Source organism: Ruegeria sp. BF10, assembly GCF_056538725.1.
Genome location: NZ_JBQFTR010000001.1, coordinates 997,171 through 1,020,544 on the forward strand (window position 1 = coordinate 997,171; position 23,374 = coordinate 1,020,544).

Consider the following 23,374-nt stretch of genomic DNA (forward strand, 5'->3'; position numbering starts at 1 on the left):
GAATCTGATGCAGGGTTGTAAGGCGCGGGCATGAAACTCAGCGATTTTGACTTCCACCTGCCTGAAGACCTGATTGCCACGCGGCCTGCCAGCCCGCGTTCCTCTGCGCGTCTGCTGGTGGCGCAGGGGGATGCAATCACGGACAGCCATGTCTTCAACCTGCCCGATTTCCTGCGATCCGGTGACCGGCTGGTGTTGAATGACACCCGCGTCATTCCGGCGCGTCTGAACGGTCGGCGCCATCGCGACAGCGCGCAGGGGCCGGTTTCCGCCGGGATCGAGGCCACCTTGCTGGACCCGCAGGCCGACGGTACCTGGTCCGCGTTGATCAAGCCGCTCAAAAAGGTGAAACTTGGGGAAGAGATTGTCTTCTCGGATGATCTCAGCGCCACCCTGGACAGGGTTGCCGACGGTCAGGCGTATCTGCGCTTCAATCTCAGCGGCGAGGATTTCGACGCGGCGCTGGATCAGGCCGGAGCAATGCCTCTGCCGCCCTACATCGCAGCCAAGCGCCAGGCCGATGAACGTGACAAAACGGACTATCAGACCATCTGGGCAAACCGTTCCGGCGCCGTGGCCGCCCCGACCGCATCGTTGCATTTCGATGAGGCGCTGATGAAGGCGTTGGCCGAGCGAGGTGTAAGCTGCACGCATGTGACGCTGCATGTGGGGGCAGGCACTTTTCTTCCGGTCAAGGTTGAGGATGTCACAACCCACAAGATGCATGCTGAATGGGGGCAGGTAAGCCCCGAGGCCGCGGCCCAGATACAGGCAACCAAGGCGGCTGGCGGGCGTGTGATCCCGGTGGGGACAACCGCTCTGCGCCTGATCGAAAGCGCGGCAAGGTCAGGAAAGATCGAACCCTGGGAAGGCGACACGGATATCTTCATCTATCCCGGTTTCGAATTCCATGTCACTGACGCATTGATGACCAATTTTCATTTGCCGAAATCCACGTTGCTCATGCTGGTATCGGCATTGATGGGGCAGGATCGGATGCGCGATATCTACACGCATGCCATAGCACGAAAATATCGGTTCTTTTCTTATGGCGACGCGTCGCTTTTGATCCCCTGAAGGGCGCGTATACGGCATCACGGATCGGGAATGTCGTAGACAAGCGCGACGTAGGCGGTCTTTGATCGCAGAACGACACTAAAATCAGGTTGGCATTAGTCGGAGGCCCCAATGATTCAGGTCCTTTCCAGCGCATGGGCGCTGCTGCTCGGCATGGGGTTGCTGATGGTCGGAAACGGCCTTCAGGGCACGATTCTGGGTGTGCGGGGTGAGATCGAAGGCTTTTCGACCCTCGAGATGTCTTTTGTCATGTCGGCCTATTTCCTGGGTTTTCTGGGCGGTTCACGCCTTGCGCCCGAGATGATCCGGCGCGTTGGCCATGTGCGGGTCTTTGCGGCCCTTGCGTCGTTCATCTCGGCCGTGATGATCATGTATCCGATGCTGGCAGACCCGATCGCGTGGGCATTGGGCCGGGTGGTGATCGGGTTCTGTTTTTCTGGCGTCTATGTCACCGCCGAAAGCTGGCTCAACAATGCGGCCAGCAATGAAAATCGCGGGCAGGCGCTGTCGCTCTATATGATCGTCCAGATGACGGGGATCATCAGTGCGCAGGCGCTTGTTCTGGTCGGCGACCCGGCCGGTTATGAGACCTTTGTGATCGCCTCGATCCTGGTTTCGGTATCCTTCGCACCCATTTTGCTGTCGATCTCGCCGACACCAGCCTTTGACACCACCAAACCGATGACCCTGAAGGAATTGCTGAAGACCTCTCCGCTGGGCTGCGTGGGCATGTTTCTTCTGGGGGGCGTGTTTTCGGCGCAGTTCGGCATGGCGGCGGTGTATGGCGCCCGGGCAGGGCTGTCGCTTGTTGAAATTTCAACCTTCGTTGCGGCGTTTTATATCGGCGCAGTGGTTCTGCAATACCCTTTGGGCTGGTTCTCTGACCGTATGGATCGCCGCTTTCTGATCCTGCTTGTGGCGCTCGCCGGTGCCGGTGGCGCAACGATCGCGATGATGATGGGGGGATCGTTTCCAATTCTGCTTGCCTCGGCTTTCCTGATCGGCGGCACCTCCAACCCGCTCTACTCATTGCTGATCGCGCATGCGAATGACTTTCTTGAATACGAGGATATGGCGGCGGCATCTGGCGGACTGGTGTTTATCAACGGTCTGGGCGCAATTGCCGGGCCGGTGATCACCGGCTGGTTGATGGGGGATGCCATATTCGGGCCACCAGGCTTTTTTCTCTTTATTGCGGCACTGTTACTCGCAATGGCACTCTACGCTTTGTATCGAACGACACAGCGGGCTTCGATTCCAGTGGACGAAACCGGCACAATGTCGGCACTGTATCCAACATCCTCGCCAGTTGCACTTGAAGTGGCGCAGGAAGTTGCAATCGAAGCGGCCGAGGCCGAGCAGGCTGAGCAGGAAGATGCCTAGGACACAGGATTATGTCGCAAGTGTTGCAATATGTTACTGTAACAGTTCTGTAAAACGGCCTTAAATGACGTTACGTCCGAAGTACGGGCACAAGACGGAGTTTAAGGCAATGGTAACGCCTGAAGAAGTATTGAGTTTTTGGTTAGATGAGGTGGGTCCAAAGGGCTGGTACATTGAGGATGAAGCGCTGGATTCAGAAATCCGCGCACGTTTTCAATCAACGTGGGAAGCTGCGGCCGAGGGCAAGTTTTCGCTCTGGCTGACCTATCCCAGCGGGTCACTGGCTTACATAATTCTGACGGACCAGTTTCCACGCAACATGTTCCGCGGGCAGGCGCGTGCTTTCGCGACGGACCGAGCGGCCCTGGCGGCGGCGAAATGCGCGGTCGACAAAGGTTGGGACAAGAAGATCGATGAACCGGCCCGGCAGTTCTTTTACCTGCCGATGATGCATTCGGAGAATCTGTGCGATCAGGAACGCTGCGTGCGTCTGATCTGTCAGAACCTGAGCGGCGATACAAGCAATCTGCTGCACGCCCGAGCCCATCGTGAAGTGATCCGCAAGTTCGGTCGTTTCCCCTACCGGAACAAAGCACTGTCGCGCAGTTCGACCCCGCATGAAGAGGCTTACGTCGACATGGGCGGCTATGGCAGCACCGTGCGAGAACTGCAAGCGATGGCCTGAGAACGCAGTACAGGTTGTGCGCCTCGGTCGTTCGTGCGGTGGCTTCAGGATCCCGGCTCACATCCTTTGAACGCCAAGACGCGTTCGGATGCGATGTCAGCTCCGGTCTGTATGGCTTGGGCGATCAGAACCTCTGGTGTCTCCGCAAGTTCAGTGAACTGCTCCTGCGCAGTTTGCAGCTTTTGGTCAACTGCGTTCAGGCGGCGCAACGCTGCCTGGATGTCTTGTGCGGCTTGACTGTCGGTGATCTGGTTCTCACTCCTCAGGGTCGCCAAATCACCACGCAGCGCGGAAAGTTCGCCCCGAATGCCCTTTGCCTCATCCCGAATAGGGGCAAGAACCTGCACAGCCTCCGAGAATTCTGCCGAGACGCTTTCGACTTTCGATACCAGCTTCCAGCCCAGAAACAGGCACAGGGCGACAAGTATCAAAGTTGCGTTGAGCAGAGCAAGCGTCAGATCTATTAGTGTTTTGGCCATAGTAAACCTCTTGAATTCAATGTCTTCACAAATGTCCGAGCGGCGTCGGCGGTTCTGTTCTAGCCATAGCACGGGCCGGGGTATAGGCTGAAATCCGCATATTCAGGCATGGTTTACCCTGCGTCTCATTTGTCGCGGGAAGGCGTGTTGATGCGTTTCTGGAAATAGTTTAATGGTAAACTAAATTTTCACCACCTGCGCCGAGAGGAACACATGGCTGCACAATCCTATGATCTGATCGTAATCGGGGCTGGCCCCGGTGGCTATGTCGCCGCCATCCGTGCGGCCCAGCTTGGTCTGAAAACCGTCGTGGTCGAGCGCGAGCACCTTGGTGGCATCTGCCTGAACTGGGGGTGCATACCTACCAAGGCGTTGCTGCGGTCCTCCGAAGTGTTTCACCTGATGGAACGCGCCAAGGATTTCGGATTGAAGGCCGACAAGATCGGTTACGATCTGGACGCGGTCGTCAAAAGATCGCGTGGCGTTGCCGGGCAGCTTTCGGGCGGCATCGGCCATCTGCTGAAGAAGAACAAGGTCGCCGTGGTGATGGGTGAGGCGACGATCCCCGCAAAAGGCAAGGTCAGCGTCAAGACCGATAAGGGCACCGAAGAACTGACGGCCAAGAACATCATTCTTGCAACCGGCGCGCGGGCCCGCGAACTGCCCGGTCTCGAGGCTGACGGCGATCTGGTCTGGACCTACAAGCACGCGCTGCAACCGCCCCGGATGCCCAAAAAGTTGCTGGTCATCGGCTCGGGCGCGATCGGCATCGAGTTTGCGAGTTTCTACAACACGCTCGGGGCCGATACGACGGTGGTCGAGGTGATGGACCGCGTGTTGCCCGTGGAAGATGCGGAAATCAGTGCCCTGGCCAAGAAAGCCTTTACCAAGCAAGGCATGACCATCATGGAAAAAGCCATGGTCAAGCAACTGGATCGCGGCAAGGGCAAGGTGACCGCTCATATCGAGGTCAAGGGCAAGGTTGAGAAGCACGAGTTCGACACCGTGATTTCCGCTGTCGGGATCGTAGGAAATGTCGAAAACCTGGGCCTGGAGGCGCTGGGCGTAAAGATCGACCGCACGCATGTGGTGACGGATGAATATTGCCGCACCGGTGTCGATGGCCTTTATGCGATTGGTGACATCGCGGGCGCGCCCTGGCTTGCACATAAAGCCAGCCACGAAGGGGTCATGGTCGCTGATCTGATCGCAGGCCAGCATGCGCATCCGGTCAAGCCCGAAAGCATCGCCGGATGCACCTATTGTCAGCCGCAGGTGGCCTCGGTGGGATATACCGAAGCCAAGGCCAAAGAGCTGGGTTATGACATCAAAGTCGGTCGCTTCCCTTTCATCGGCAACGGCAAGGCCATAGCTCTGGGCGAACCGGAAGGTCTGATCAAAACCGTGTTCGACGCCAAGACAGGCGAACTGCTGGGGGCGCATATGATCGGCGCGGAAGTCACGGAACTGATTCAGGGCTATGTGGTTGGGCGGCAGCTGGAGACCACCGAAGAAGATCTGATGAACACGGTCTTCCCGCACCCGACTCTGTCAGAAATGATGCACGAAAGCGTGTTGGATGCGTATGGCCGCGTGATCCACATGTAACGTCGTATGCGTGTTGCGGCCGGGCAGGGGGCTCTGCCCCCGCCTTGCTGCGCGCGGCTCCCCCGGGATATTTTCGGCCAGATGAACAAGGGGGCCTTTATTCATCTGGCTGCAAATATCCCGGAGCGCGAGGCAGAGCCTCGCTGAAATCCGCTACCTGTTCAAAGCATCCAGAATGCGGGCCCACGAACGGATGCCCTTGTGGAAGCTTTTGACGTCGTATTTCTCATTCGGCGAATGGATGGCGTCGTCTTCGTTGGCATAGCCGACCAGCATCGAATCCAGCCCCAGAACGGTATTGAAGTACCCGACGACGGGGATCGAGCCGCCCATGCCGGTAAACACCGCTTCGCGGTCCCATTCGTCCGACAATGCTTTGCGCGCGGCTTCGAATTCCGGGCGATCGATATTCATGACCGAAGCGGGCGAACCTTCCAGATCGTTGTCCCAGACTACTTTTGCATCCGGGGACAGGCGATCCTCGACATGTTTGCGGATCTTGCTGCGCAGCGCGTCGGGGTCCATGTCGCCGACCAGTCGGCACGTTATTTTACAATGCGCTTCCGAAGGGATAACGGTTTTCGAACCCGCGCCGTTGTACCCGCCCCACAGCCCGTTCACCTCAAGTGTCGGACGCGCCCATTGTTGCTCGAGCGTCGAATACGCTTTTTCGCCGTGTGGCTGGGTGTATCCGACCGAGTTCAGGTAATCCGCTTCGTCGAAGCCGCAGTTTTGCCACTGACGCAACTGGTCCTGCGGCACTTCATGAACGCCTTCATAAAACCCTTCGACCGCGACACGACCGGTTTCGTCGTCATAGAATGAGGCAACGATTTTCGACAGTTCGCGCAGCGGGTTCAGGCCCGGGCCACCGTAATGGCCAGAGTGCAGATCGATGCGGGGCCCGATGATGGTGAACTCGTCCTTCAGCATGCCGCGCAGCTGTGCGGCGATCGACGGAACACCTCGCGATACCATGGATGTATCGCAAACCAGCGCCAGATCCGCTTTGAGTTCGGCCGCGTTGTCTTCGAGGAAGGGGACCAGCGAGGGTGAGCCGGATTCTTCTTCGCCCTCAAAGAAGAAGGTGATGCGGCAGGGCAGGGATCCGTGCACGGCTTTCCAGGCGCGGCAGGCTTCGACGAATGTCATCAGCTGACCTTTGTCGTCCGATGCCCCGCGCCCGCGGATGACCGGGCCGTGCTCGGTGTCTTCGATGGCGGGGTCAAACGGGTCGCGTGTCCAAAGGTTCAACGGATCGACGGGTTGCACGTCATAATGGCCGTAGAACAGGATATGCGGTGCATCCGAGTCCTCTCCCACATGGCCTACGACCATCGGGTGCCCCGGGGTTTCCCGTTTTTCTGCTGCAATTCCGATACCGTTGAGGTCGGCAACCAGCCAGTCGGCTGCACGGCTGACATCAGCCTTGTAGGCGGGATCGGTCGAGATCGAGGGGATGCGCAGCAGCTCCATCAGGCGGTCGATCGATTTTTGCAGATCTTCGTCAATCCGGTTCAGCACGGTGTCTAGCGACATGGGGATCTCCTGCTTGTCTGTGTTCGGTCGAACCCTAGCAGCGTTGACAGCGCCGTCCAGAGCGGTTGATCTGAATTGTTCATGCGATCACAAGCCCGCGAAATCGCGCTGTGCGGGCTGCGTCGTTTCCACGCGTTCGATGGCCGGAACTATACTTGCCGTGAGCATTGCAAACTTATATTTGATGCAAATCAAAGTTGGGTTCACCTGTTCGGCTGTAACCAGCTGAATAAAGTAACACAAAGCTGCTGATACAGGTTAAGCTGTGGGATGTGGCAGACTAATTGCCCGAGGGAAACCGGAAACGGGCATTCAAGGAGGGTCCGTTGGACTATACTGCTCAGCTCGATTCAGCGATTGCCAGGCTGCATGACGAAGGACGTTACCGGACCTTCATCGATATCGAACGTCTCAACGGACAGTTTCCCCATGCAGTGCGTACGCGCCCCGACGGGTCGCAGCAGGACATCACCGTGTGGTGCGGCAATGACTATCTGGGCATGGGCCAGCACCCGGTCGTGTTGCAAGCGATGCACGAAGCGATCGACGCAACCGGCGCCGGGTCGGGCGGGACGCGCAACATCTCGGGGACAACGGTCTATCACAAACGGCTCGAGGCCGAACTGGCCGATCTGCATGGCAAGGAAGCCGCGCTGTTGTTCACCAGCGCGTATATTGCCAATGACGCCACCCTCAGTACGCTGCCCAAGCTGTTCCCGGGGCTGATCATCTATTCTGACGCGCTGAACCATGCTTCGATGATTGAAGGGGTGCGCCGAAACGGGGGCGCCAAGCGCATCTTCCGCCATAACGACGTGGCACATCTGCGCGAATTGCTCGAGGCGGACGATCCCGCCGCGCCCAAGCTGATCGCCTTCGAGTCCGTCTATTCGATGGACGGTGATTTTGGTCCGATCGAAGAAATCTGTGATCTGGCCGATGAATTCGGCGCGCTGACCTATATCGACGAAGTGCACGCGGTGGGCATGTATGGCCCGCGCGGTGGCGGCGTGACCGAGCGGGATCGCCTGGCACATCGGATCGACATCATCAATGGCACTCTGGCCAAGGCCTATGGCGTCATGGGGGGCTATATCGCGGCCAGCGCCAAGATGTGCGATGCCGTGCGGTCTTATGCGCCGGGCTTCATCTTTACGACGTCGTTGCCGCCGGCGGTTGCCGCAGGGGCTGCGGCATCCGTTGCATACCTGAAATCCGCGCCTGAACTGCGCGAGCAGCACCAGACCCAGGCGAAGATCCTCAAGCTGCGGCTGAAGGGGATGGGCCTGCCGCTGATCGACCACGGCAGCCACATCGTGCCTGTGATCGTCGGCAATCCGGTACACACCAAAAAGCTCAGCGACATGCTGCTGGACGATTATGGCATTTACGTGCAACCGATCAACTTCCCGACCGTCCCGCGCGGAACCGAGCGTCTGCGTTTTACCCCGTCTCCGGTGCATGGACCCGACGAAATGAACCGTCTGGTGCAGGCGATGGACGAACTTTGGTCACATTGTGCGCTAAATCGCGCCGAACTTGCCGGATAACCTAACGCCAAAGTGTGCAACGAGTTTGCCGCGTGTTAAGCTTACGCTAACAAAACGAGTAGACGAATCATTGTGGGGATGATTCGCCACTTACGCGAAATACGCGACAGGCAGAATGGGGCAGCAGGGATGATTGGGCGCAGATCTCAGCGCGAATCCGAAGAGGACGTAGATGTCAGACCAAAAGGGTTTGACGACTATGAAGTTCGCCTAGGCGACAAGATGCGCGGTGAACGCGCAACGATGGGCAAATCTCTTCTGGATGTTCAGCGCGAGCTGCGGATCAAAGCCAACTATATCGCTGCAATTGAAAACGCCGACCCCGATGCGTTTGATACACCCGGCTTTATCGCCGGGTATGTGCGTTCCTACGCACGCTATCTGGGCATGAACCCTGATGAGACCTTTGCGTCTTTCTGCCAGGAAAGCGGATTCGAGGTCGCGCATGGCATGTCCGCAGAGGCCTCGGTGGTGCGGAAGCCTTCCGGGGCTCTGCCTGCACGCGGCCCGATGGGGCGGGATCCGTTCATTTCGCCCAATACACCCTATATTCCGGGCAAGGAGTCCCTGGTCAGCCAGATTGAACCCCGCGCAATCGGTTCGTCACTGGTATTGCTGGCGGTGATCGGTGGCATCGGCTATGGCGGCTGGGCTGTTCTGAACAGAATTCAGCAAGTACAGGTCAGCCCGGTTGAACAAGCTCCGGTGGTTCTGTCTGATCTGGATCCGCTGGATGCGGTGCGCAGCAACGTGTCGGATGATGCTGCACAGGTGGCAAGCGCCGAAGCATTGGACCGTCTCTATCGTCCGCAGGCACTGGATGTTCCGGTGCTGGTTGCGCGGGATGCTCCGATCTCGACGCTTGATCCGCGCGAGGTTGGAACTTTCCGCCCGCCCGAATTGCCGCAGTTCGAAGTGGCTGAACTGCACACGGTCGAAAAACCCGCCCTGCCGCAAGTGGTCGAACAGATCGATACCACGCTCAAGATCGTGGCTGTTGATCCGGCATGGATGCGCGTGACGGCTGCGGATGGCAGCGTCATTTTCGAAGGCACACTGGGTACCGTCGAGCAGGGCAGTGTGTTCGAAGTGCCCCTGACGGAAGAACCGCCGTTGTTGCGTGCGGGCGCATCGGGATCCGTTTACTTCGCGATAAACGGTAAGCACTACGGCCCGGCGGGTGCTCCGGGCACGGTCGCCAAGGGTGTCGTTCTGTCGAAAGACGCCGTGTCCGAGTCCTATGCCGTCGCCGATCTTGAGGCGGAACAGAACAGCGCGCTCAAGCAACTGGTGGCGGAACTGCAAACCGAGGCGACAGAAACGCCCGCCGAGTGATCTAGCCATTGCGATAACCCCGTTGCCGAACTATCTACAATCGCAACTCAGGCAGACGCGGATCCGTCCTTATGTCCCTCAATCACGTGCGCCCATGGCGCGACATCTACCGTCGTAAATCCCGTCAAATCATGGTCGGCAACGTCGCCGTTGGTGGCGATGCACCCATTGCCGTTCAAACCATGACCAACACGTTGACCACCGATGTGGCGGCGACCGTGGCGCAGGTGCAGGCGGCGGCCGAGGCTGGCGCTGACATCGTTCGCGTCTCGGTTCCTGATGAGGCGTCGTCCAAGGCGCTGAAACAGATCGTTCGGGAAAGCCCCGTGCCCATCGTGGCGGATATTCATTTCCACTATCGGCGCGGCATCGAAGCCGCCGAAGCGGGCGCTGCCTGTCTGCGCATCAATCCCGGCAATATCGGTGACGAAACCCGCGTGAAAGAGGTAATCCAGGCGGCGCGCGACCACAACTGCTCGATCCGCATCGGCGTGAACGCGGGCAGCCTGGAAAAGCACCTGCTTGAGAAATATGGCGAGCCGTGCCCCGAGGCGATGGTCGAAAGCGGGCTGGAACATATCCGCATCCTTCAGGACAATGATTTTCACGAGTTCAAGATCAGCGTAAAGGCCAGCGACGTGTTCCTGTCCGCCGCGGCCTATCAAGGTATTGCCGAGGCGACGGATGCCCCCATCCACCTGGGCATTACCGAGGCTGGGGGGCTGGTCAGCGGTACGATCAAATCGGCCATCGGCCTTGGCAACCTGCTGTGGATGGGGATCGGCGACACGATCCGCGTCAGCCTGTCTGCTGATCCGGTGGAAGAGGTGAAGGTCGGGTTTGAGATCCTCAAATCTCTTGGCCTGCGCCATAGGGGCGTCAATATCATCTCATGCCCGTCCTGCGCGCGACAGGGTTTTGATGTCATCAAAACCGTCGAGGCGCTGGAACATCGCCTTGAACACATCAAGACGCCCATGAGCCTGTCGATCATCGGTTGCGTGGTCAACGGGCCGGGCGAAGCGCTGATGACCGATGTTGGTTTCACCGGCGGCGGGGCAGGGTCCGGCATGGTCTATCTGGCCGGTAAGGCCAGCCACAAGATGTCGAACGATCAGATGATCGATCACATCGTGGAAGAGGTCGAGAAAAAGGCGGCTGAACTGGACGCGGCGGCTGAAGCGGCTGAATAGTCGGGTTCTTCGCTACATCTAAAAACCCGGCATCTGTTGTGTGGCGCAATGGATGCCGCCGCCAAGTTCTCCCAGCAGATCAACGTCAAGTGTTACGACGTCACGTCCGGGATAGTGTCTTGCAAGCGTTTCTGACGCGATCTGGTCTGTTTCCGCGTCTCCGAACCGGGCCGCAATCACACCGCCATTGCAGACGTAGTAATTGGCGTAAGAGGCGACGAAATCCGGGTTCTTGACACGGCGGTAATGCGGTTCGGGTATCACGTCCATGTCCAGGCCCGCGGCAACCAGTCGATCATGGGTGTCCAACGCGGCCATGTGGAAAGGATCATGATTGTCCGGCTTATCCGGCAAGTTGATGATGCCGCGACCGGGGCCGGTAAAGCGGGCCAGACTGTCAATGTGATAGTCGGTGATATCTTCGCCCCAGACACCTTCGGACCAGATCATGCGTTTGGCCCCATAGGCCGCCAACAACCGGGCTTCGATCTCGTCCCGAGTGAGGCCGGGATTGCGGTTGTCATTCACCCACGAGCTTTCATGCGCCATAAGTGTCCCATGCCCATCCTGCTCGACGCCACCGGCTTCGCCGATCAGCCCGGTCGGCAACAGGGGCAGACCCAGCCTTTCGGCCACTCTGCCAGCAATTTTCGCATCATGTGCGTGAAACTGCTTTCGCCCCCATCCATTGAACTGGATCTGTTTGATTGCAAGCGCACCGCGGTTGTTGATCGCGAACACCGGGCCTGCGTCCCGGCACCACAGATCTTCGGTCGGGACATCCCAAATCTCGACCGCCGCAGAAAGCTGTTTGCGGATATCTGCGTGATACTCTGATCCCGCGAGCAGTGTGACGGGCTCAAAAGCAGAGATCGTGTTTGCGATTACCGCTATGGTCCCCTGTACCATTTCCAGAAAAACGGGGTCGGGGTAGACGCTGCGGCTGACCGGCCATTGCATGAAAGTGCGATCATGCCGGGCGTCTTCGGCCGGCACGTGGAAGCCGGTTGCGGACTGCGCAATAGACTGGCCAGAGAAACCCGTCATACCCAACGCTCCTCCGGCCACCAGAAATTCTCGCCGCTTCATGGCACGTTGCCGACAAATCCGGCCTTAGCCGCGTTCGGCACGTATGCCGTCAACGATCTGCTGCATCTGATCGGCTGGCAAATAGCCACGCAACATCTCTGTGCCCAACACAAACGAAGGCGTGCCCGAGATCTGCATCCGCTGTGCCAGAGCGCGGGTGCGCGCGATCTCATCCGTGACGCGATCGCTGTCCATCGCCGCGATGATCTCGTCGCTGTTCAGCCCCAAACCGTCCGAGATGCGGCGCAGGGAAACTTCGCTTGGCTCGCCGGTGAATTCCAGCAGGGCATCATGGACCTGCTTGTACGCATCATCGCCCGCCACGTGTTTGGTGGCCACGGCAAAGCGTGAGGACAGCACGGACGCATCACCCAGGATGGGGAGTTCCTTGATCACAAGGCGGATGTTGCCGTCTTCTGACAGCAGACTGGCCACTTCGGGCACGGCCCGGCGGCAATAACCACACCGGTAGTCCATGAACTCGACCAGCGTGATGTCACCATCCGGGTTGCCACCGACCCAGCTGTACCCGTCATCGAACAGTTCATCCGAGTTGGCGGCGACCAGTTCTTTGTCCGCAGCGGCCTCTGCAACGGCATTGCGCTGTTCCAGAATGTTGATGGCTTCGAGGATCACTTCGGGATTTTCCAGCAGGTATTCGCGCACCTGGGCACCAAATTCCGCTTTTTCGGCATCGTTCATCGCGTTCAGGTCCAGCGCCTGCGCCGAGGTTGCCGCCATGGAAAGCCCCAGAAGGGCGGGTGCAGCATGTCTGAGGATCATTTCCGTTTCCTTTTGTCTTTGTTGAGTCGTTCCGACGCAATCAACACGTCTTGCGCCCTTTGCCAACCCGGTGAGCCCTCGGGCAGTCGCGCCACGGCGCGTTTCGCGTGAATTCCGGCATCTTTCAACCGCCCTTGCAGCGCATACCGCTCTGCCGTCACGGTCGATGCCATACCATCATTGCCAACCTGAGCATAGGCCACACCAAGATCCTGCAACAGCCTGGCGTTCCGGTAATCCCGGGCGCGGGCTTTTTCCAGAACGCTCAAGGCCTGTTTGGTTTGCCCCTGCGCCAGCAACGCCCGCCCGTATCCAGCCAGGATCAGCGCATCGTTCGGAGCCATTTCAACAGCGTTTCCGTACGCTTCAACAGCCGCGCCTATTTGCCTGTTCTCCAACAGAATTTGCCCTTTCAGGTCATAGTAGTACGGGTCATTCGGGCGCAGCGCCAGGGCCTCGTCGATGGCACGGCGCGCGCGATCCAAATCACGGTTCTGATGATAAGCCGAAGCCTCGCGCATAAGGCGGATGTCCTGGGCGGTTTCCTCTTTGGCGCGTCGTAGCGTCCAACTGGGTGAGCGTAAAAAGGCCGACAGCTTGCCTTTGACGCGGGCAAACCAGTAATCGGCATTGGCATTCGGAACCGCCTTGTCGCCGAACTCATCCAGAAACGCTTCGGCGGCGCGCAATCGTTCACGACTGGTGGGATGCGACCGCATATACGGGTCCTGGTTGGCGACGCTCAGCAATTCCTGACCCGCGAATTTCCTGTGCAGCTTCACCATGCCGCTGGGGGAAATCTGAGCCCATCGCAGATAGCTTGCGGCGCTTCGGTCGGCCGAGGCTTCTTCGGCGCGGGTATGGCCCAGAAAGCTGCGGATTGCGGCGCCCTGGGTGCCTGCGGCAATACCAATGGCGGCTTCACCCCCTCCGGCCGCAGCCGCAAGCAGGGCCAGAGCGGTGCCGAGGCCCGCATTGCGCCGCGCCGCCTTCAGGTTTTCGGCGCGGCGGGCCAGATGACCATTCGCGATATGCGCCGCCTCATGCGCGATCACCGCTTGCAGCATTTCGGGGCTTTCGACCGTAAGGATCAGCCCGTAATTCAAATAGATCGCGTTGTAGTCGATGACGAATGCATTGAACGTGTTGTCATTGACCACCAGGATTTGAACCCGGTTGGTGTTCAGGCCGGCGGCGCGCAGAACCGGAAACGCCAGCTCGCGCAGGCCATGCTCGATATCGGGGTCGCGGATCAGGCTTTGCCCATGGGATTGTGTTGCCGCCGTCAGCCAGACGACAACCGACAGTATCAGAGCCGGGATTGACGTCAGCCGGGATACGCGTTCAAAAGCCATGGCTGCAACATGGGAGATGGGCATGAGAAACTCAACCCGGTCCGAGGTCGATCCCTTCATCGTGATGGACGTGATGGAGGCCGCGCGCCGTGCGGAAGAAGCGGGCCGCCATGTGATCCACATGGAAGTTGGACAGCCCGGAACCGGCGCACCCAAGGGCGCGACCGAGGCGCTGGCGAAAGCGATGGATCAAAGCCCGTTGGGCTATACGGTGTCCCTGGGCTTGCCTGCGCTGCGAAAGCGTATCGCGCGGCTTTATGGGGATTGGTACGATGTGGACCTGAACCCGGGGCGCGTGATCATCACGCCCGGATCGTCCGGCGGGTTTCTGCTGGCTTTCACGGCATTGTTCGACAGCGGGGATCGGGTTGGAATCGGTGCGCCGGGATATCCGTCCTATCGCCAGATTCTCAGGGCACTTGGATTGGAACCGGTCGATCTGCCGACCGCGCCTGAAAACCGTCTGCAACCTGTTGCAGCGGATATTCAGGGAATGGGCCTGAAGGGTCTGATGGTGGCGTCTCCGGCGAATCCAACCGGCACGATGCTGGGCCGTGCCGCCATGGGGTCGCTGATCGAAGCCGCACACGGGCAGGGGGCGTCTTTCATCAGCGACGAAATCTATCACGGTCTGGAATATGAAGCAAAAGCCGTGACGGCGCTTGAACTGACGGATGAGTGCTATGTGATCAACTCGTTTTCCAAGTATTTCTCGATGACCGGTTGGCGCGTGGGATGGATGGTCGTGCCCGAGGATCAGGTGCGCGTGGTCGAGCGGATATCCCAGAACATGTTCATCTGCGCGCCGCATGCCAGTCAGGTTGCGGCACTGGCTGCGATGGACTGCGAGGACGAGTTGCAGGCCAATCTGGACGTGTACCGCCGAAACCGCGCGCTGATGCTGGAAGGCCTGCCCAAGGCGGGCTTCACGAACATCGCGCCGCCGGACGGGGCGTTTTACGTCTATGCCGACGTGTCCGATCTGACCGATGACAGCCGCGCATTTGCGGCCGAGATTCTGGACAAGGCCGGTGTCGCGGTCACGCCGGGTCTGGATTTCGATCCGCAACGCGGCCATACGACGTTGCGGTTTTCATATGCGCGTTCGACGGTCGACATTCAGGACGGGCTGGAACGGTTGCGCCTGTTCATGACCGAACGGAAGGCGATCGGGGAACCTGCCTGAGCCGTTCACAAATCAGCCCTTGTGGTATAGGCTGCCCGGCAAGCGATCTCGGGAAAACTTGAGGCCATGAGCAGGATCATCTTTTGCATCGCCCTGATCTGGGCGCTGGCAGGCAGTGCCGTCGCGCAGGATTTCAGCGCGCTGGCACGCATTCAGCCTGACCAAAGCCGCATCACGGATGTGGGGCGAACCGGCGTTCGCGTGGATATCGGCCTGAGCCAGGGGGTGCCGTACCGGATTTTCACCTTGCAGGATCCGTACCGGATGGTTCTGGACTTCAACGAAGTGGACTGGACCGGGCTGAACCGAACGGAATTTCTGCAATCCGAACGCGTCAGCGGCGTGCAATTCGGGGCCTATGTTCCGGGTTGGTCGCGGCTGGTGTTGGAACTGGGCGCACCGATGGCCGTAGACACAGCCGAGCTGTCGGTTGCCGAGGATTCGGGGGCGGCGCTGCTGTCTCTGAACCTCAAGGGCACGGATTTTGACACGTTCAACGCAACCGCAGGTGCGCCGCGCAATCCGGGTTGGGACTTGCCGGAACCGGCTGATGTGCCGCAGGCACCTTCGCGTTCCGCGGACCGACCGTTGCGCGTAATGCTCGATCCGGGGCATGGCGGGATCGATCCGGGCGCCGAAACCGATGACGTTGATGAAAAAACCCTGATGCTGACCTTTGCCCGCGAACTGCGCGAAGTGTTATTGCGATCAGGAGGTTACGAGGTGGTCCTGACCCGCGTTGATGATCAGTTCGTCTCGTTGGAACGTCGGATTGCCCTGGCGCATCGGGCTGGCGCGGATCTGTTCATTTCGCTGCACGCGGATTCCCTGTCGGAAGGGCAGGCCCATGGGGCGGCCGTCTATACCCTGTCTGCCGATGCTTCGGATGTGGCCAGTTCAAAACTGGCTGAACGACATGACCGGGGGGATTTGATCTCGGGCATCGATCTGAATGGTGCCGATGATCAGGTGGCTGATGTTTTGCTTGATCTGGCGCGCCAGGAAACGATGCCGCGGACCAGGTCGCTGGCCAGCGCGATCGCCAACGGAATGGCCCAGCAGGGCGGGCCGATGAACCGCAAACCGTTGCGGACCGCGTCGTTCTCGGTGCTCAAGGCGGCCGATATTCCGTCTGTTTTGATCGAGCTTGGGTTCCTTTCCAGCCCCAGAGACCGGGAAAACCTGAGAAATTCGGAATGGCGGGCGGCTATGGCGTTGGGGATCTTTCAGGGGATCGAAGACTGGCGTCAGCAGGATGTGATCCGCAAATCCCTGATTGGCCAGTGACCTTACGGCGCAAAACGGCTAGAATGCGCTTGGTGTTTTGACCCTTGGGCGGTGCAACACTATATAGGCACCACCGCGAGAAAAAGGCAGTAACGTGATCCGGTTCATTCTTTCGATTTTCGGGGCGATCTTCAGTATCGTCACCTTGGGTATTTTCATGGTCGCACTGGTGATCGGTGCGGTGTTCTGGATGTATGGCCGCGATCTTCCCAGCCACGAATCCCTGGCCCAGTACAAGCCCCCGACGATCAGCCGGATCTATTCGGGCGAAGGCCAGTTGATCGACGAATTCGCGCAGGAACGCCGCCTGTTCACGCCGTCCTCGGAAATTCCCGATCTGGTGAAACAGGCGTTTATTTCGGCGGAAGACAAGAATTTCTATACCCATCAGGGCTATGACCCGCGGGGGATCATCGCGGCAGGAGTCGAAGCGGTGCGAACCAAAGGCGGAACCGTGCGCGGTGCGTCGACCATCACGCAGCAGGTGATGAAGAACTTCCTGTTGTCGGGCGACCGCCGGGCAGAACGCAAGATCAAGGAAATCATCCTCGCCACCCGGCTCGAGGACACACTGGACAAGGAGCAGATCCTTGAACTTTACCTTAACGAGATCTTTCTGGGTCAGAACTCGTACGGTGTGACGGCCGCCGCGCAGACCTATTTCAACAAGACCTTGCAGGAACTGGCCCCGCACGAGGCCGCGATGTTGGCCGCAATGCCCAAGGCGCCGTCGGATTATCACCCGGTTCGGGAAAAGGAACGCCTGCTGGCCCGCCGAAACTATGTGCTGCGCGAGATGTACCAGAACGGTTACATCGATCAGGCGACCTATGAGTCCGAGGTCGAGATGCCGCTGCGCTCGGTTCAGAACGGCGATTTCGAAAGCTTCCGCACCGCATTGCCGCCGCGCGATTACTTCACCGATGAAATCCGTCGTCAACTGAGCGAGGACTTTGGTGAAGGTGAGTTCTTTACCGGCGGCTTCACGGTTCGTGCGTCGGTGGACGAGGAAATGCAGGTCGAGGCCGCTAAGGCCCTGCGCACGGCGTTGCAGAAATATGATCGGTCGCGCGGGAAATGGCGTGGCACCGGCGAAGTGATCCCGGAAGAAAAACTGGCGGATGAGGCACAGTGGCGCGAGGCGCTTTCGCTTCTGGAAATCCCGCGCGATGTGGTGCTGCCGACCCGCTGGTATCCCGCCGTGGTTCTGAATGTCTCGGATCAGCAACTTACCGTCGGGATCGAGGACGGCCCTGCGGATGGCACCATTCCGCGGTCCGATATCAAGTGGATGCAGGGTGATTTTGCGGCGAACTTCAAGCGCGGGGATGTGATCCTTGTGGTCGAGGGCGAAGAGGGGCAGTGGTCTGCCCGTCAGGTGCCCGAAGTTCAGGGCGCCTTTGTGGCGATGGATGTGAACTCGGGCCGCGTTCTGGCGATGCAGGGCGGGTTTTCTTATCAGGACACCGTGTTCAACCGCGCCACGCAGGCACAGCGCCAGCCGGGGTCCAGCTTCAAACCCTTTGTCTATGCCGCCGCGCTGGACAGCGGCTACAGCCCCGCAACCATCGTCGTGGACGCACCGATCGAGGTGAACACGCCACAGGGCTTGTGGCGGCCCAAGAACTCGTCGAACAAGTTCTACGGGCCGACCCCCTTGCGCACCGGGATCGAGCAGTCGCGGAACCTGATGACCATCCGTCTGGCGCAAGAGGTCACGATGCCGGTGGTTGCAGGTTACGCCGAACGCTTTGGCGTCTATGACCGGATGGGCGCGTTCCTTGCCAACTCGCTGGGGTCCGAAGAAACGACGCTGTATAAGATGGTCGCCGCTTATGCGATGTTCGCGAACGGGGGTCAGCGGGTCGAGCCCACTCTGGTCGACCGTATTCAGGACCGGTTCGGCAAGACCATCTATCGTCATGATGATCGTCAATGCCTGAATTGCAACTCGACCTGGCTCGAGCCCGACGAGGCCCCGACCCTTGTCACGGACCGCGCGCAGGTCATGGATGCCATCACGGCCTATCAGTTGACGTCCATGATGAAAGGCGTGGTGGATCGTGGCACGGCCTCGCGCTATGTGAACCTGCCGGTGCCGACGGCCGGCAAAACCGGAACCACCAACGAATCCAAGGATGCGTGGTTCATCGGCTTTACCTCGAATATCGTGGCGGGCTGCTACATCGGTTATGACCGCCCGCGCCCGATGGGGCGGGGGGCTTATGGTGGGACCTTGTGCGGCCCGGTGTTCCAGAGCTTCATGGAAAAAGCCGTCGAAAAGTATGGCGGTGGGCCATTCAAGGTTCCAGAAGGTGGTCATTTCATCAAAATCGACCGTTTCAGCGGCGCCCGCCTGCCGGATGACGCCACCGGCGACTATGTCGTGGCCGAATTCTTCCGCGACGGTGTCGATGGGTTCATCGACCGTGTTTATGACGGTGGTTTTGCGATTGGTTCCGACCTGCCCTTGTTCGAGGAAGCACAGCGCGCAGGTGTGCAGGTTCAAACCTCCACCGGTCAAACCATCACGGTTGGGCCCAAGGCCTCGCAAGGCGATCTGAGTACCGGGGGGCTTTACTGACCGGCCGCGTCCAGAAAAAGGCGCAAAAGGCCGGCTTCCGGGTCGTTTTCGATGGCACCGCCGGATCGCCAGCAGATGGACAAGGCGCATTTGACGGCTGCCCATTGGGCCAGCCGTTGCTGCGGTACATTCATTGCTTTGGAATATCGCGACAGACAGGTTTCGATCTGCAATGGCTTGCGTACCAAATCCGGCATTCCTTTGGGGTGCCGCAACGCATTGGATAGTTCAAAGGCAGGGTCTCCAATATATCCCTTTGCATCGATAACCCGTGGTCCGGACGTTGTCATAATGATGTTGTCCGGATGAAGATCTCCGTGAAGAGGTACTTGCGTGGGTTGGCTGTCCAGCAGTTGTTTACCGAGAGCAATGGCTGACAACATGTCCTTGCGAAAAAGGGGCGGGCAGGTGGGTGCAAAAGTGCAGTCAAACAAAGGGGCGAAAACCCGATCCAACGGCTTTAAACCAACGAGACGGGTCACAGTTCCCCTGTGCAGGCGAGATGCTGTTTTTGCAAGGATCGTAACAGCGTCGTCATGGCGCCCCGAACGTGCGATATCGCCCAGGGACGGACCATCCAGCCACTCCATCAGTACGGCGTTTCGTGCCTCTATCAGTATCGCAACCGCGCCCCTGTCGCGCCATGTATCCAGCAAAGCCGCGCCAAGTGCTTCGTTGCCGCGATCCTGCCTGCGGTAGACTTTCAAAGCTGCGGGGCCGTGTTTCGATAGCACTTTCCACACCTTTGCATGACCGGTTTCGGCGACCGGTTCAGGCAGGAGTAAATCCCATCGGTCCAGAAACTCTTTGAATGTGCCTTGCATTCACGCTCAGCCCGTCTTGTGGTGTCTCGCACCTCTTGCTATCACGCAGGCCTGATTGAGCAAGTTGGGACAAGACCATGCGCGCCGAAACCCAGAACACTGTGGCGGAAATCGAAAAGTCGCTGGAGCTGCTGGCGCAGCGCATGGACTATGAGACCGCGCCGCATCGCCTTGAGGAATTCAATGCGCGTGTCGAAGATCCCAACCTGTGGGACAATCCCGAAAAGGCACAGAAACTGATGCGCGAGCGGCAGATGCTGGTCGACGCGATCGAGACTTACGAGTCCATCAAAACCGACCTCAGCGACAATATCGAACTGATTGAGCTGGGCGAAATGGAAGAAGACGAAGAGGTCGTCCAGGACGCCGAAGCCGCGATCAAGGCGCTTCAGGCCAAGGCCGCAAAGAAAGAGCTTGAGGCGCTGCTTGACGGTGAGGCTGACAGCAACGACACCTTCCTCGAGATCAACTCGGGCGCGGGCGGAACCGAAAGCTGCGACTGGGCCTCGATGCTGGCGCGGATGTATGTGCGCTGGGCCGAGAAAAAAGGCTATACGGTCGAGCTTCAGTCCGAAACCCCGGGCGAAGAGGCAGGGATCAAATCCGCTGCGTACAAGATTTCCGGCCACAACGCCTACGGCTGGCTGAAATCCGAAAGCGGCGTACACCGGCTGGTGCGGATTTCGCCTTTTGACTCGGCGGCCAAGCGGCACACCTCGTTCTGTTCGGTCTGGGTTTATCCGGTGGTGGACGACAATATCGAGATCGAGGTGAACCCTGCGGACATCCGCATCGACACCTACCGGTCATCGGGGGCGGGCGGTCAGCACGTGAACACCACGGACTCGGCCGTGCGCATCACGCACATTCCGACCGGGATTGTCGTGACCTCCTCCGAGAAGTCGCAGCACCAGAACCGCGATATCGCCATGAAGGCTCTGAAATCGCGCTTGTATCAACTGGAACTGGACCGCCGGAACGCCGACATCAACGCGGCACACGAGGCCAAGGGGGATGCGGGCTGGGGCAACCAGATCCGGTCATATGTTTTGCAGCCCTACCAGATGGTCAAAGACCTGCGGACCAATTACGAGACCTCGGATACCAAGGGTGTTCTGGACGGCGATCTGGACGGCTTCATGGCGGCCACACTGGCCCTGAACGTGGCGGGCAAGAGCCGCTCCGAGGCACAGGGCGACAGCTGAGGTGAAGCGTAACAGCCCTTTCCTGAACGTTTTGAAAGGGCATTGGCAGCTTATCCTGATCACGGCCCTGGTGTTTTTGCTCTGGAATACACCGGTTGCAGTTCCACTGAAGATACTGGTCGTCTTTCTGCATGAGCTGTCTCATGCGGTGACGATCCTGATGACGGGCGGCTCGGTCGAGAGCTTTTCGATCTCATCGCAACAGGGCGGCGTTGTCCTCGGCCGGGGCGGCAATCGCTTTCTCAGCCTGTCTGCCGGATATCTTGGTTCACTGGCGCTTGGCATGGCCCTTTTGATCCTTGCCCTGCGAACAAAGGCCGACCGCGCCGTTCTGGCGGGTTTTGGCGGTGTCATGTGTCTGGTGGCGGTGCTGTATATCCGCGACCCGTTCGCCCTTGTTTTCAGCATCGGAACCGGGGCTGCGATGATTGCTGCGGCGTGGTATCTGCGCCCCGATGTAAGCGATCTGGTGCTGCGCGTGATCGGATTGACCAGCATGATCTATGTCCCTTTCGACATCTTCGACGACACGATCCGACGGTCCGGCGCGCGTTCGGATGCATTCATGCTGGCCGAGGAATTCGGTGGCTCCACCATGTTGTGGGGCGGGATCTGGCTGGTGCTCAGCTGCATGGCGATTGCTCTTTGCCTGCGCTATTGGCTTGGGGCTGACAGCAACCTGCATTTTCGCGGATCAGCGCGCTGACATTGCCGTCCGGGACTTCACTGAAAAGATACATTTAAACAGTGGGTTTAAATGATCTGAACTGCCCGCTAGGCTGCCGGAAACGACAATGGATTGGCGCGCCATGGACCTGACCCGGATATCGGCTACAGACCTTTTGAAACAGTTGGCCAGCCGGCAGGTTTCAGCCTCGGACGTGATGCGGGCCTCGCTGGATCGCATCGCCACGGTCAATGGTGAGGTGAATGCCATCGTCGCGCTAAGGGATTCAGATGATTTGATGGCCGAGGCGAAGGCCTGTGACGATGGCCCAATCACCGGCCCGCTGCACGGTCTTCCAATCGCAGTCAAGGATCTTGTGAACGTGGCGGGCGTCGTCTCGTCTCAGGGCTCACCGATGTTCAAGGGCTTCGTGCCGGACACTGACGATCTGATTGCCACCCGGATGCGGGCCGCAGGTGCCATCCTGATCGGCAAGACCAATACGCCGGAATTTGGGCTGGGATCGCACACGTTCAATCCGGTCTATGGTGCAACGCGCAACCCTTATGACGCCAATCGTACCTGCGGTGGTTCGTCCGGCGGGGCGGCGGTTGCCTTGGCGACGGGCATGGTTGCGCTGGCCGATGGCTCGGACATGATGGGCAGCTTGCGCAACCCGGCTGCATGGAACAACGTTTACGGCTTTCGGCCAAGCTGGGGCAGGGTGCCTTCCGATCCCGTGGGCGACAGTTTTTTGCACCAGTTGTCGACACTGGGCCCCATGGCGCGCTGCCCCGAAGACATGGGTGTTCTGCTTGATGTCATCTCGGGTCCGGACCCGCGCTTGCCGTTGGCCGCTGAAAGTGCCCCGGTGTCGCCGGTGACCGCCGCCGATTTGCACGGGCTGCGTATCGGGTGGCTTGGCGACTGGGGCGGCGCTTTTCCGACCGAGCCCGGTATTCTCGACATCTGCAAAGACGCGATGGGCGTATTCGAAACGCGTGGAGCGCAGGTTGAGGACATCCCCCCGCCTTTCGATGCTGAAAAACTCTGGACCAGCTGGATCACCTTGCGGTCGTTCAGCGTGGCCGCAGGGCTGGAACCTTTGGCTTCGCAAAAAGAGCATTTGAAAGACACGGCGCAATGGGAGCTGGATCGGGGGCTGGCGATGAGTGCGATGGAGGTGCACCACGCCAGTGTCATTCGCTCGGAATGGTTCCGTTGCGCGGCGAACCTGTTCGAACGGTTTGACGCGTTGGTTCTGCCGTCTGCTCAGGTCTGGCCGTTCTCGGTTGATCTGCCTTACCCGACAGAGATCGCGGGCCGGGCCATGGATACCTATCACCGATGGATGCATGTCACGGTACCGGTCAGCCTGATCGGCCTGCCTTGTCTTGCTGCGCCCGCGGGGTTTGGCACGCAGGGGCTGCCTATGGGGTTTCAACTGTTCGGACCCAGAGGATCGGATCGAAAACTATTGTCAGTCGGAGCGGCTTACCACGCCGAAACAGATTGGCCGAACAAGAGGCCGGCGATGCCATAACG

The 23,374-nt window shown here is 59.3% G+C and carries 19 protein-coding genes; 13 read left to right on the plus strand and 6 right to left on the minus strand.

Annotated features, from left to right (window positions below):
• The first annotated feature begins 30 nt into the window (after positions 1–30).
• From queA to ACR0DJ_RS05075, 3 genes are all read left to right on the plus strand, one after another.
• Entirely contained in the window at positions 31–1,077 is a 1,047-nt protein-coding gene (gene queA / locus ACR0DJ_RS05065; RefSeq protein WP_480684085.1) for a tRNA preQ1(34) S-adenosylmethionine ribosyltransferase-isomerase QueA, read from the plus strand.
• Between the two features lie 111 nt (positions 1,078–1,188).
• On the plus strand, positions 1,189–2,460 hold the full coding sequence (locus ACR0DJ_RS05070; RefSeq protein ID WP_170343962.1) for an MFS transporter: 1,272 nt from the start codon (positions 1,189–1,191) through the stop codon (positions 2,458–2,460).
• Positions 2,461–2,569: 109 nt separating this feature from the next.
• Positions 2,570–3,145 carry a DUF924 family protein gene (locus ACR0DJ_RS05075; RefSeq protein ID WP_170343963.1) on the plus strand — a complete coding sequence of 192 codons (576 nt, stop codon included), beginning with the start codon at positions 2,570–2,572 and terminating at the stop codon, positions 3,143–3,145.
• Positions 3,146–3,189: 44 nt separating this feature from the next.
• Here the strand turns inward: ACR0DJ_RS05075 and ACR0DJ_RS05080 are convergent, their stop codons facing one another.
• Positions 3,190–3,624 (minus strand): hypothetical protein, encoded by a 435-nt coding sequence (locus ACR0DJ_RS05080; RefSeq protein ID WP_480684086.1) that lies wholly within the window; start codon positions 3,622–3,624, stop codon positions 3,190–3,192.
• Between the two features lie 213 nt (positions 3,625–3,837).
• Between ACR0DJ_RS05080 and lpdA the strand changes: the two genes are divergently transcribed.
• Positions 3,838–5,232 carry a dihydrolipoyl dehydrogenase gene (gene lpdA, locus ACR0DJ_RS05085; protein WP_171328054.1) on the plus strand — a complete coding sequence of 465 codons (1,395 nt, stop codon included), beginning with the start codon at positions 3,838–3,840 and terminating at the stop codon, positions 5,230–5,232.
• Positions 5,233–5,385: 153 nt separating this feature from the next.
• On the opposite strand, the gene ACR0DJ_RS05090 is transcribed toward lpdA, so the two are convergent.
• Positions 5,386–6,771: a dipeptidase gene (locus ACR0DJ_RS05090; RefSeq protein WP_480684088.1), complete on the minus strand. Its 1,386-nt coding sequence runs from the start codon at positions 6,769–6,771 to the stop codon at positions 5,386–5,388.
• A gap of 326 nt (positions 6,772–7,097) precedes the next feature.
• Here ACR0DJ_RS05090 and hemA point away from each other — a divergent pair, with 326 nt between their 5' ends.
• The 3 genes from hemA to ispG all read left to right on the plus strand — a co-directional run bounded on the left by hemA (position 7,098) and on the right by ispG (position 10,849).
• Positions 7,098–8,321: a 5-aminolevulinate synthase gene (gene hemA, locus ACR0DJ_RS05095; RefSeq protein WP_480684089.1), complete on the plus strand. Its 1,224-nt coding sequence runs from the start codon at positions 7,098–7,100 to the stop codon at positions 8,319–8,321.
• 129 nt (positions 8,322–8,450) lie between these two features.
• On the plus strand, positions 8,451–9,656 hold the full coding sequence (locus ACR0DJ_RS05100) for a helix-turn-helix domain-containing protein (RefSeq protein ID WP_425078435.1): 1,206 nt from the start codon (positions 8,451–8,453) through the stop codon (positions 9,654–9,656).
• A 71-nt stretch (positions 9,657–9,727) separates the two neighbouring features.
• Positions 9,728–10,849: a flavodoxin-dependent (E)-4-hydroxy-3-methylbut-2-enyl-diphosphate synthase gene (gene ispG / locus ACR0DJ_RS05105; RefSeq protein WP_170343969.1), complete on the plus strand. Its 1,122-nt coding sequence runs from the start codon at positions 9,728–9,730 to the stop codon at positions 10,847–10,849.
• Positions 10,850–10,867: 18 nt separating this feature from the next.
• Here ispG and ACR0DJ_RS05110 read toward each other — a convergent pair whose 3' ends face one another.
• Genes ACR0DJ_RS05110 through ACR0DJ_RS05120 form a run of 3 tightly spaced genes read right to left on the minus strand, consistent with a single transcriptional unit; the run spans position 10,868 to position 14,100 of the window.
• On the minus strand, positions 10,868–11,938 hold the full coding sequence (locus tag ACR0DJ_RS05110; RefSeq protein WP_425078434.1) for an agmatine deiminase family protein: 1,071 nt from the start codon (positions 11,936–11,938) through the stop codon (positions 10,868–10,870).
• A 24-nt stretch (positions 11,939–11,962) separates the two neighbouring features.
• A complete protein-coding gene (locus ACR0DJ_RS05115; protein ID WP_257598918.1) occupies positions 11,963–12,721 on the minus strand; it encodes a DsbA family protein in 759 nt (252 codons plus the stop codon).
• Positions 12,718–14,100 (minus strand): M48 family metalloprotease, encoded by a 1,383-nt coding sequence (locus ACR0DJ_RS05120; RefSeq protein WP_480684091.1) that lies wholly within the window; start codon positions 14,098–14,100, stop codon positions 12,718–12,720. Before ACR0DJ_RS05120 ends, ACR0DJ_RS05115 begins: the two co-directional genes overlap by 4 nt.
• On the opposite strand from ACR0DJ_RS05120, the gene ACR0DJ_RS05125 reads away from it, so the two are divergent.
• The 3 genes from ACR0DJ_RS05125 to ACR0DJ_RS05135 all read left to right on the plus strand — a co-directional run bounded on the left by ACR0DJ_RS05125 (position 14,099) and on the right by ACR0DJ_RS05135 (position 19,133).
• Positions 14,099–15,262 carry a pyridoxal phosphate-dependent aminotransferase gene (locus ACR0DJ_RS05125; protein ID WP_480684092.1) on the plus strand — a complete coding sequence of 388 codons (1,164 nt, stop codon included), beginning with the start codon at positions 14,099–14,101 and terminating at the stop codon, positions 15,260–15,262. The two genes, ACR0DJ_RS05120 and ACR0DJ_RS05125, sit on opposite strands and share 2 nt — an antisense overlap.
• A gap of 66 nt (positions 15,263–15,328) precedes the next feature.
• Positions 15,329–16,549, plus strand: coding sequence for an N-acetylmuramoyl-L-alanine amidase (locus tag ACR0DJ_RS05130; RefSeq protein WP_480684093.1), 1,221 nt, complete (start codon positions 15,329–15,331; stop codon positions 16,547–16,549).
• Positions 16,550–16,643: 94 nt separating this feature from the next.
• On the plus strand, positions 16,644–19,133 hold the full coding sequence (locus tag ACR0DJ_RS05135; RefSeq protein WP_170343975.1) for a penicillin-binding protein 1A: 2,490 nt from the start codon (positions 16,644–16,646) through the stop codon (positions 19,131–19,133).
• Here the strand turns inward: ACR0DJ_RS05135 and ACR0DJ_RS05140 are convergent.
• Entirely contained in the window at positions 19,127–19,957 is an 831-nt protein-coding gene (locus tag ACR0DJ_RS05140) for an aminoglycoside phosphotransferase family protein (RefSeq protein ID WP_480684094.1), read from the minus strand. The two genes, ACR0DJ_RS05135 and ACR0DJ_RS05140, sit on opposite strands and share 7 nt — an antisense overlap.
• A gap of 77 nt (positions 19,958–20,034) precedes the next feature.
• On the opposite strand from ACR0DJ_RS05140, the gene prfB reads away from it, so the two are divergent.
• The 3 genes from prfB (at position 20,035) to ACR0DJ_RS05155 (ending at position 23,372) form a co-directional block, all read left to right on the plus strand.
• Positions 20,035–21,162 (plus strand): peptide chain release factor 2, encoded by a 1,128-nt coding sequence (gene prfB / locus ACR0DJ_RS05145; RefSeq protein WP_171362695.1) that lies wholly within the window; start codon positions 20,035–20,037, stop codon positions 21,160–21,162.
• A 1-nt stretch (position 21,163) separates the two neighbouring features.
• A complete protein-coding gene (locus ACR0DJ_RS05150) occupies positions 21,164–21,868 on the plus strand; it encodes a M50 family metallopeptidase (RefSeq protein WP_367397084.1) in 705 nt (234 codons plus the stop codon).
• Between the two features lie 103 nt (positions 21,869–21,971).
• Positions 21,972–23,372 (plus strand): amidase, encoded by a 1,401-nt coding sequence (locus ACR0DJ_RS05155; protein WP_480684762.1) that lies wholly within the window; start codon positions 21,972–21,974, stop codon positions 23,370–23,372.
• The last annotated feature ends 2 nt before the right edge of the window (positions 23,373–23,374 follow it).

Excerpts from the sequence above, each read along its gene's own strand:
- queA (WP_480684085.1), top strand. The coding sequence starts at position 31 with ATGAAACTCAGCGATTTTGACTTCCACCTGCCTGAAGACCTGATTGCC.
- ACR0DJ_RS05070 (WP_170343962.1), top strand. The coding sequence starts at position 1,189 with ATGATTCAGGTCCTTTCCAGCGCATGGGCGCTGCTGCTCGGCATGGGG.
- ACR0DJ_RS05075 (WP_170343963.1), top strand. The coding sequence starts at position 2,570 with ATGGTAACGCCTGAAGAAGTATTGAGTTTTTGGTTAGATGAGGTGGGT.
- ACR0DJ_RS05080 (WP_480684086.1), bottom strand. The coding sequence starts at position 3,624 with ATGGCCAAAACACTAATAGATCTGACGCTTGCTCTGCTCAACGCAACT.
- lpdA (WP_171328054.1), top strand. The coding sequence starts at position 3,838 with ATGGCTGCACAATCCTATGATCTGATCGTAATCGGGGCTGGCCCCGGT.
- ACR0DJ_RS05090 (WP_480684088.1), bottom strand. The coding sequence starts at position 6,771 with ATGTCGCTAGACACCGTGCTGAACCGGATTGACGAAGATCTGCAAAAA.
- ACR0DJ_RS05100 (WP_425078435.1), top strand. The coding sequence starts at position 8,451 with ATGATTGGGCGCAGATCTCAGCGCGAATCCGAAGAGGACGTAGATGTC.
- ispG (WP_170343969.1), top strand. The coding sequence starts at position 9,728 with ATGTCCCTCAATCACGTGCGCCCATGGCGCGACATCTACCGTCGTAAA.
- ACR0DJ_RS05110 (WP_425078434.1), bottom strand. The coding sequence starts at position 11,938 with ATGAAGCGGCGAGAATTTCTGGTGGCCGGAGGAGCGTTGGGTATGACG.
- ACR0DJ_RS05115 (WP_257598918.1), bottom strand. The coding sequence starts at position 12,721 with ATGATCCTCAGACATGCTGCACCCGCCCTTCTGGGGCTTTCCATGGCG.
- ACR0DJ_RS05125 (WP_480684092.1), top strand. The coding sequence starts at position 14,099 with ATGAGAAACTCAACCCGGTCCGAGGTCGATCCCTTCATCGTGATGGAC.
- ACR0DJ_RS05120 (WP_480684091.1), bottom strand. The coding sequence starts at position 14,100 with ATGCCCATCTCCCATGTTGCAGCCATGGCTTTTGAACGCGTATCCCGG.
- ACR0DJ_RS05130 (WP_480684093.1), top strand. The coding sequence starts at position 15,329 with ATGAGCAGGATCATCTTTTGCATCGCCCTGATCTGGGCGCTGGCAGGC.
- ACR0DJ_RS05140 (WP_480684094.1), bottom strand. The coding sequence starts at position 19,957 with ATGCAAGGCACATTCAAAGAGTTTCTGGACCGATGGGATTTACTCCTG.
- prfB (WP_171362695.1), top strand. The coding sequence starts at position 20,035 with ATGCGCGCCGAAACCCAGAACACTGTGGCGGAAATCGAAAAGTCGCTG.
- ACR0DJ_RS05155 (WP_480684762.1), top strand. The coding sequence starts at position 21,972 with ATGGACCTGACCCGGATATCGGCTACAGACCTTTTGAAACAGTTGGCC.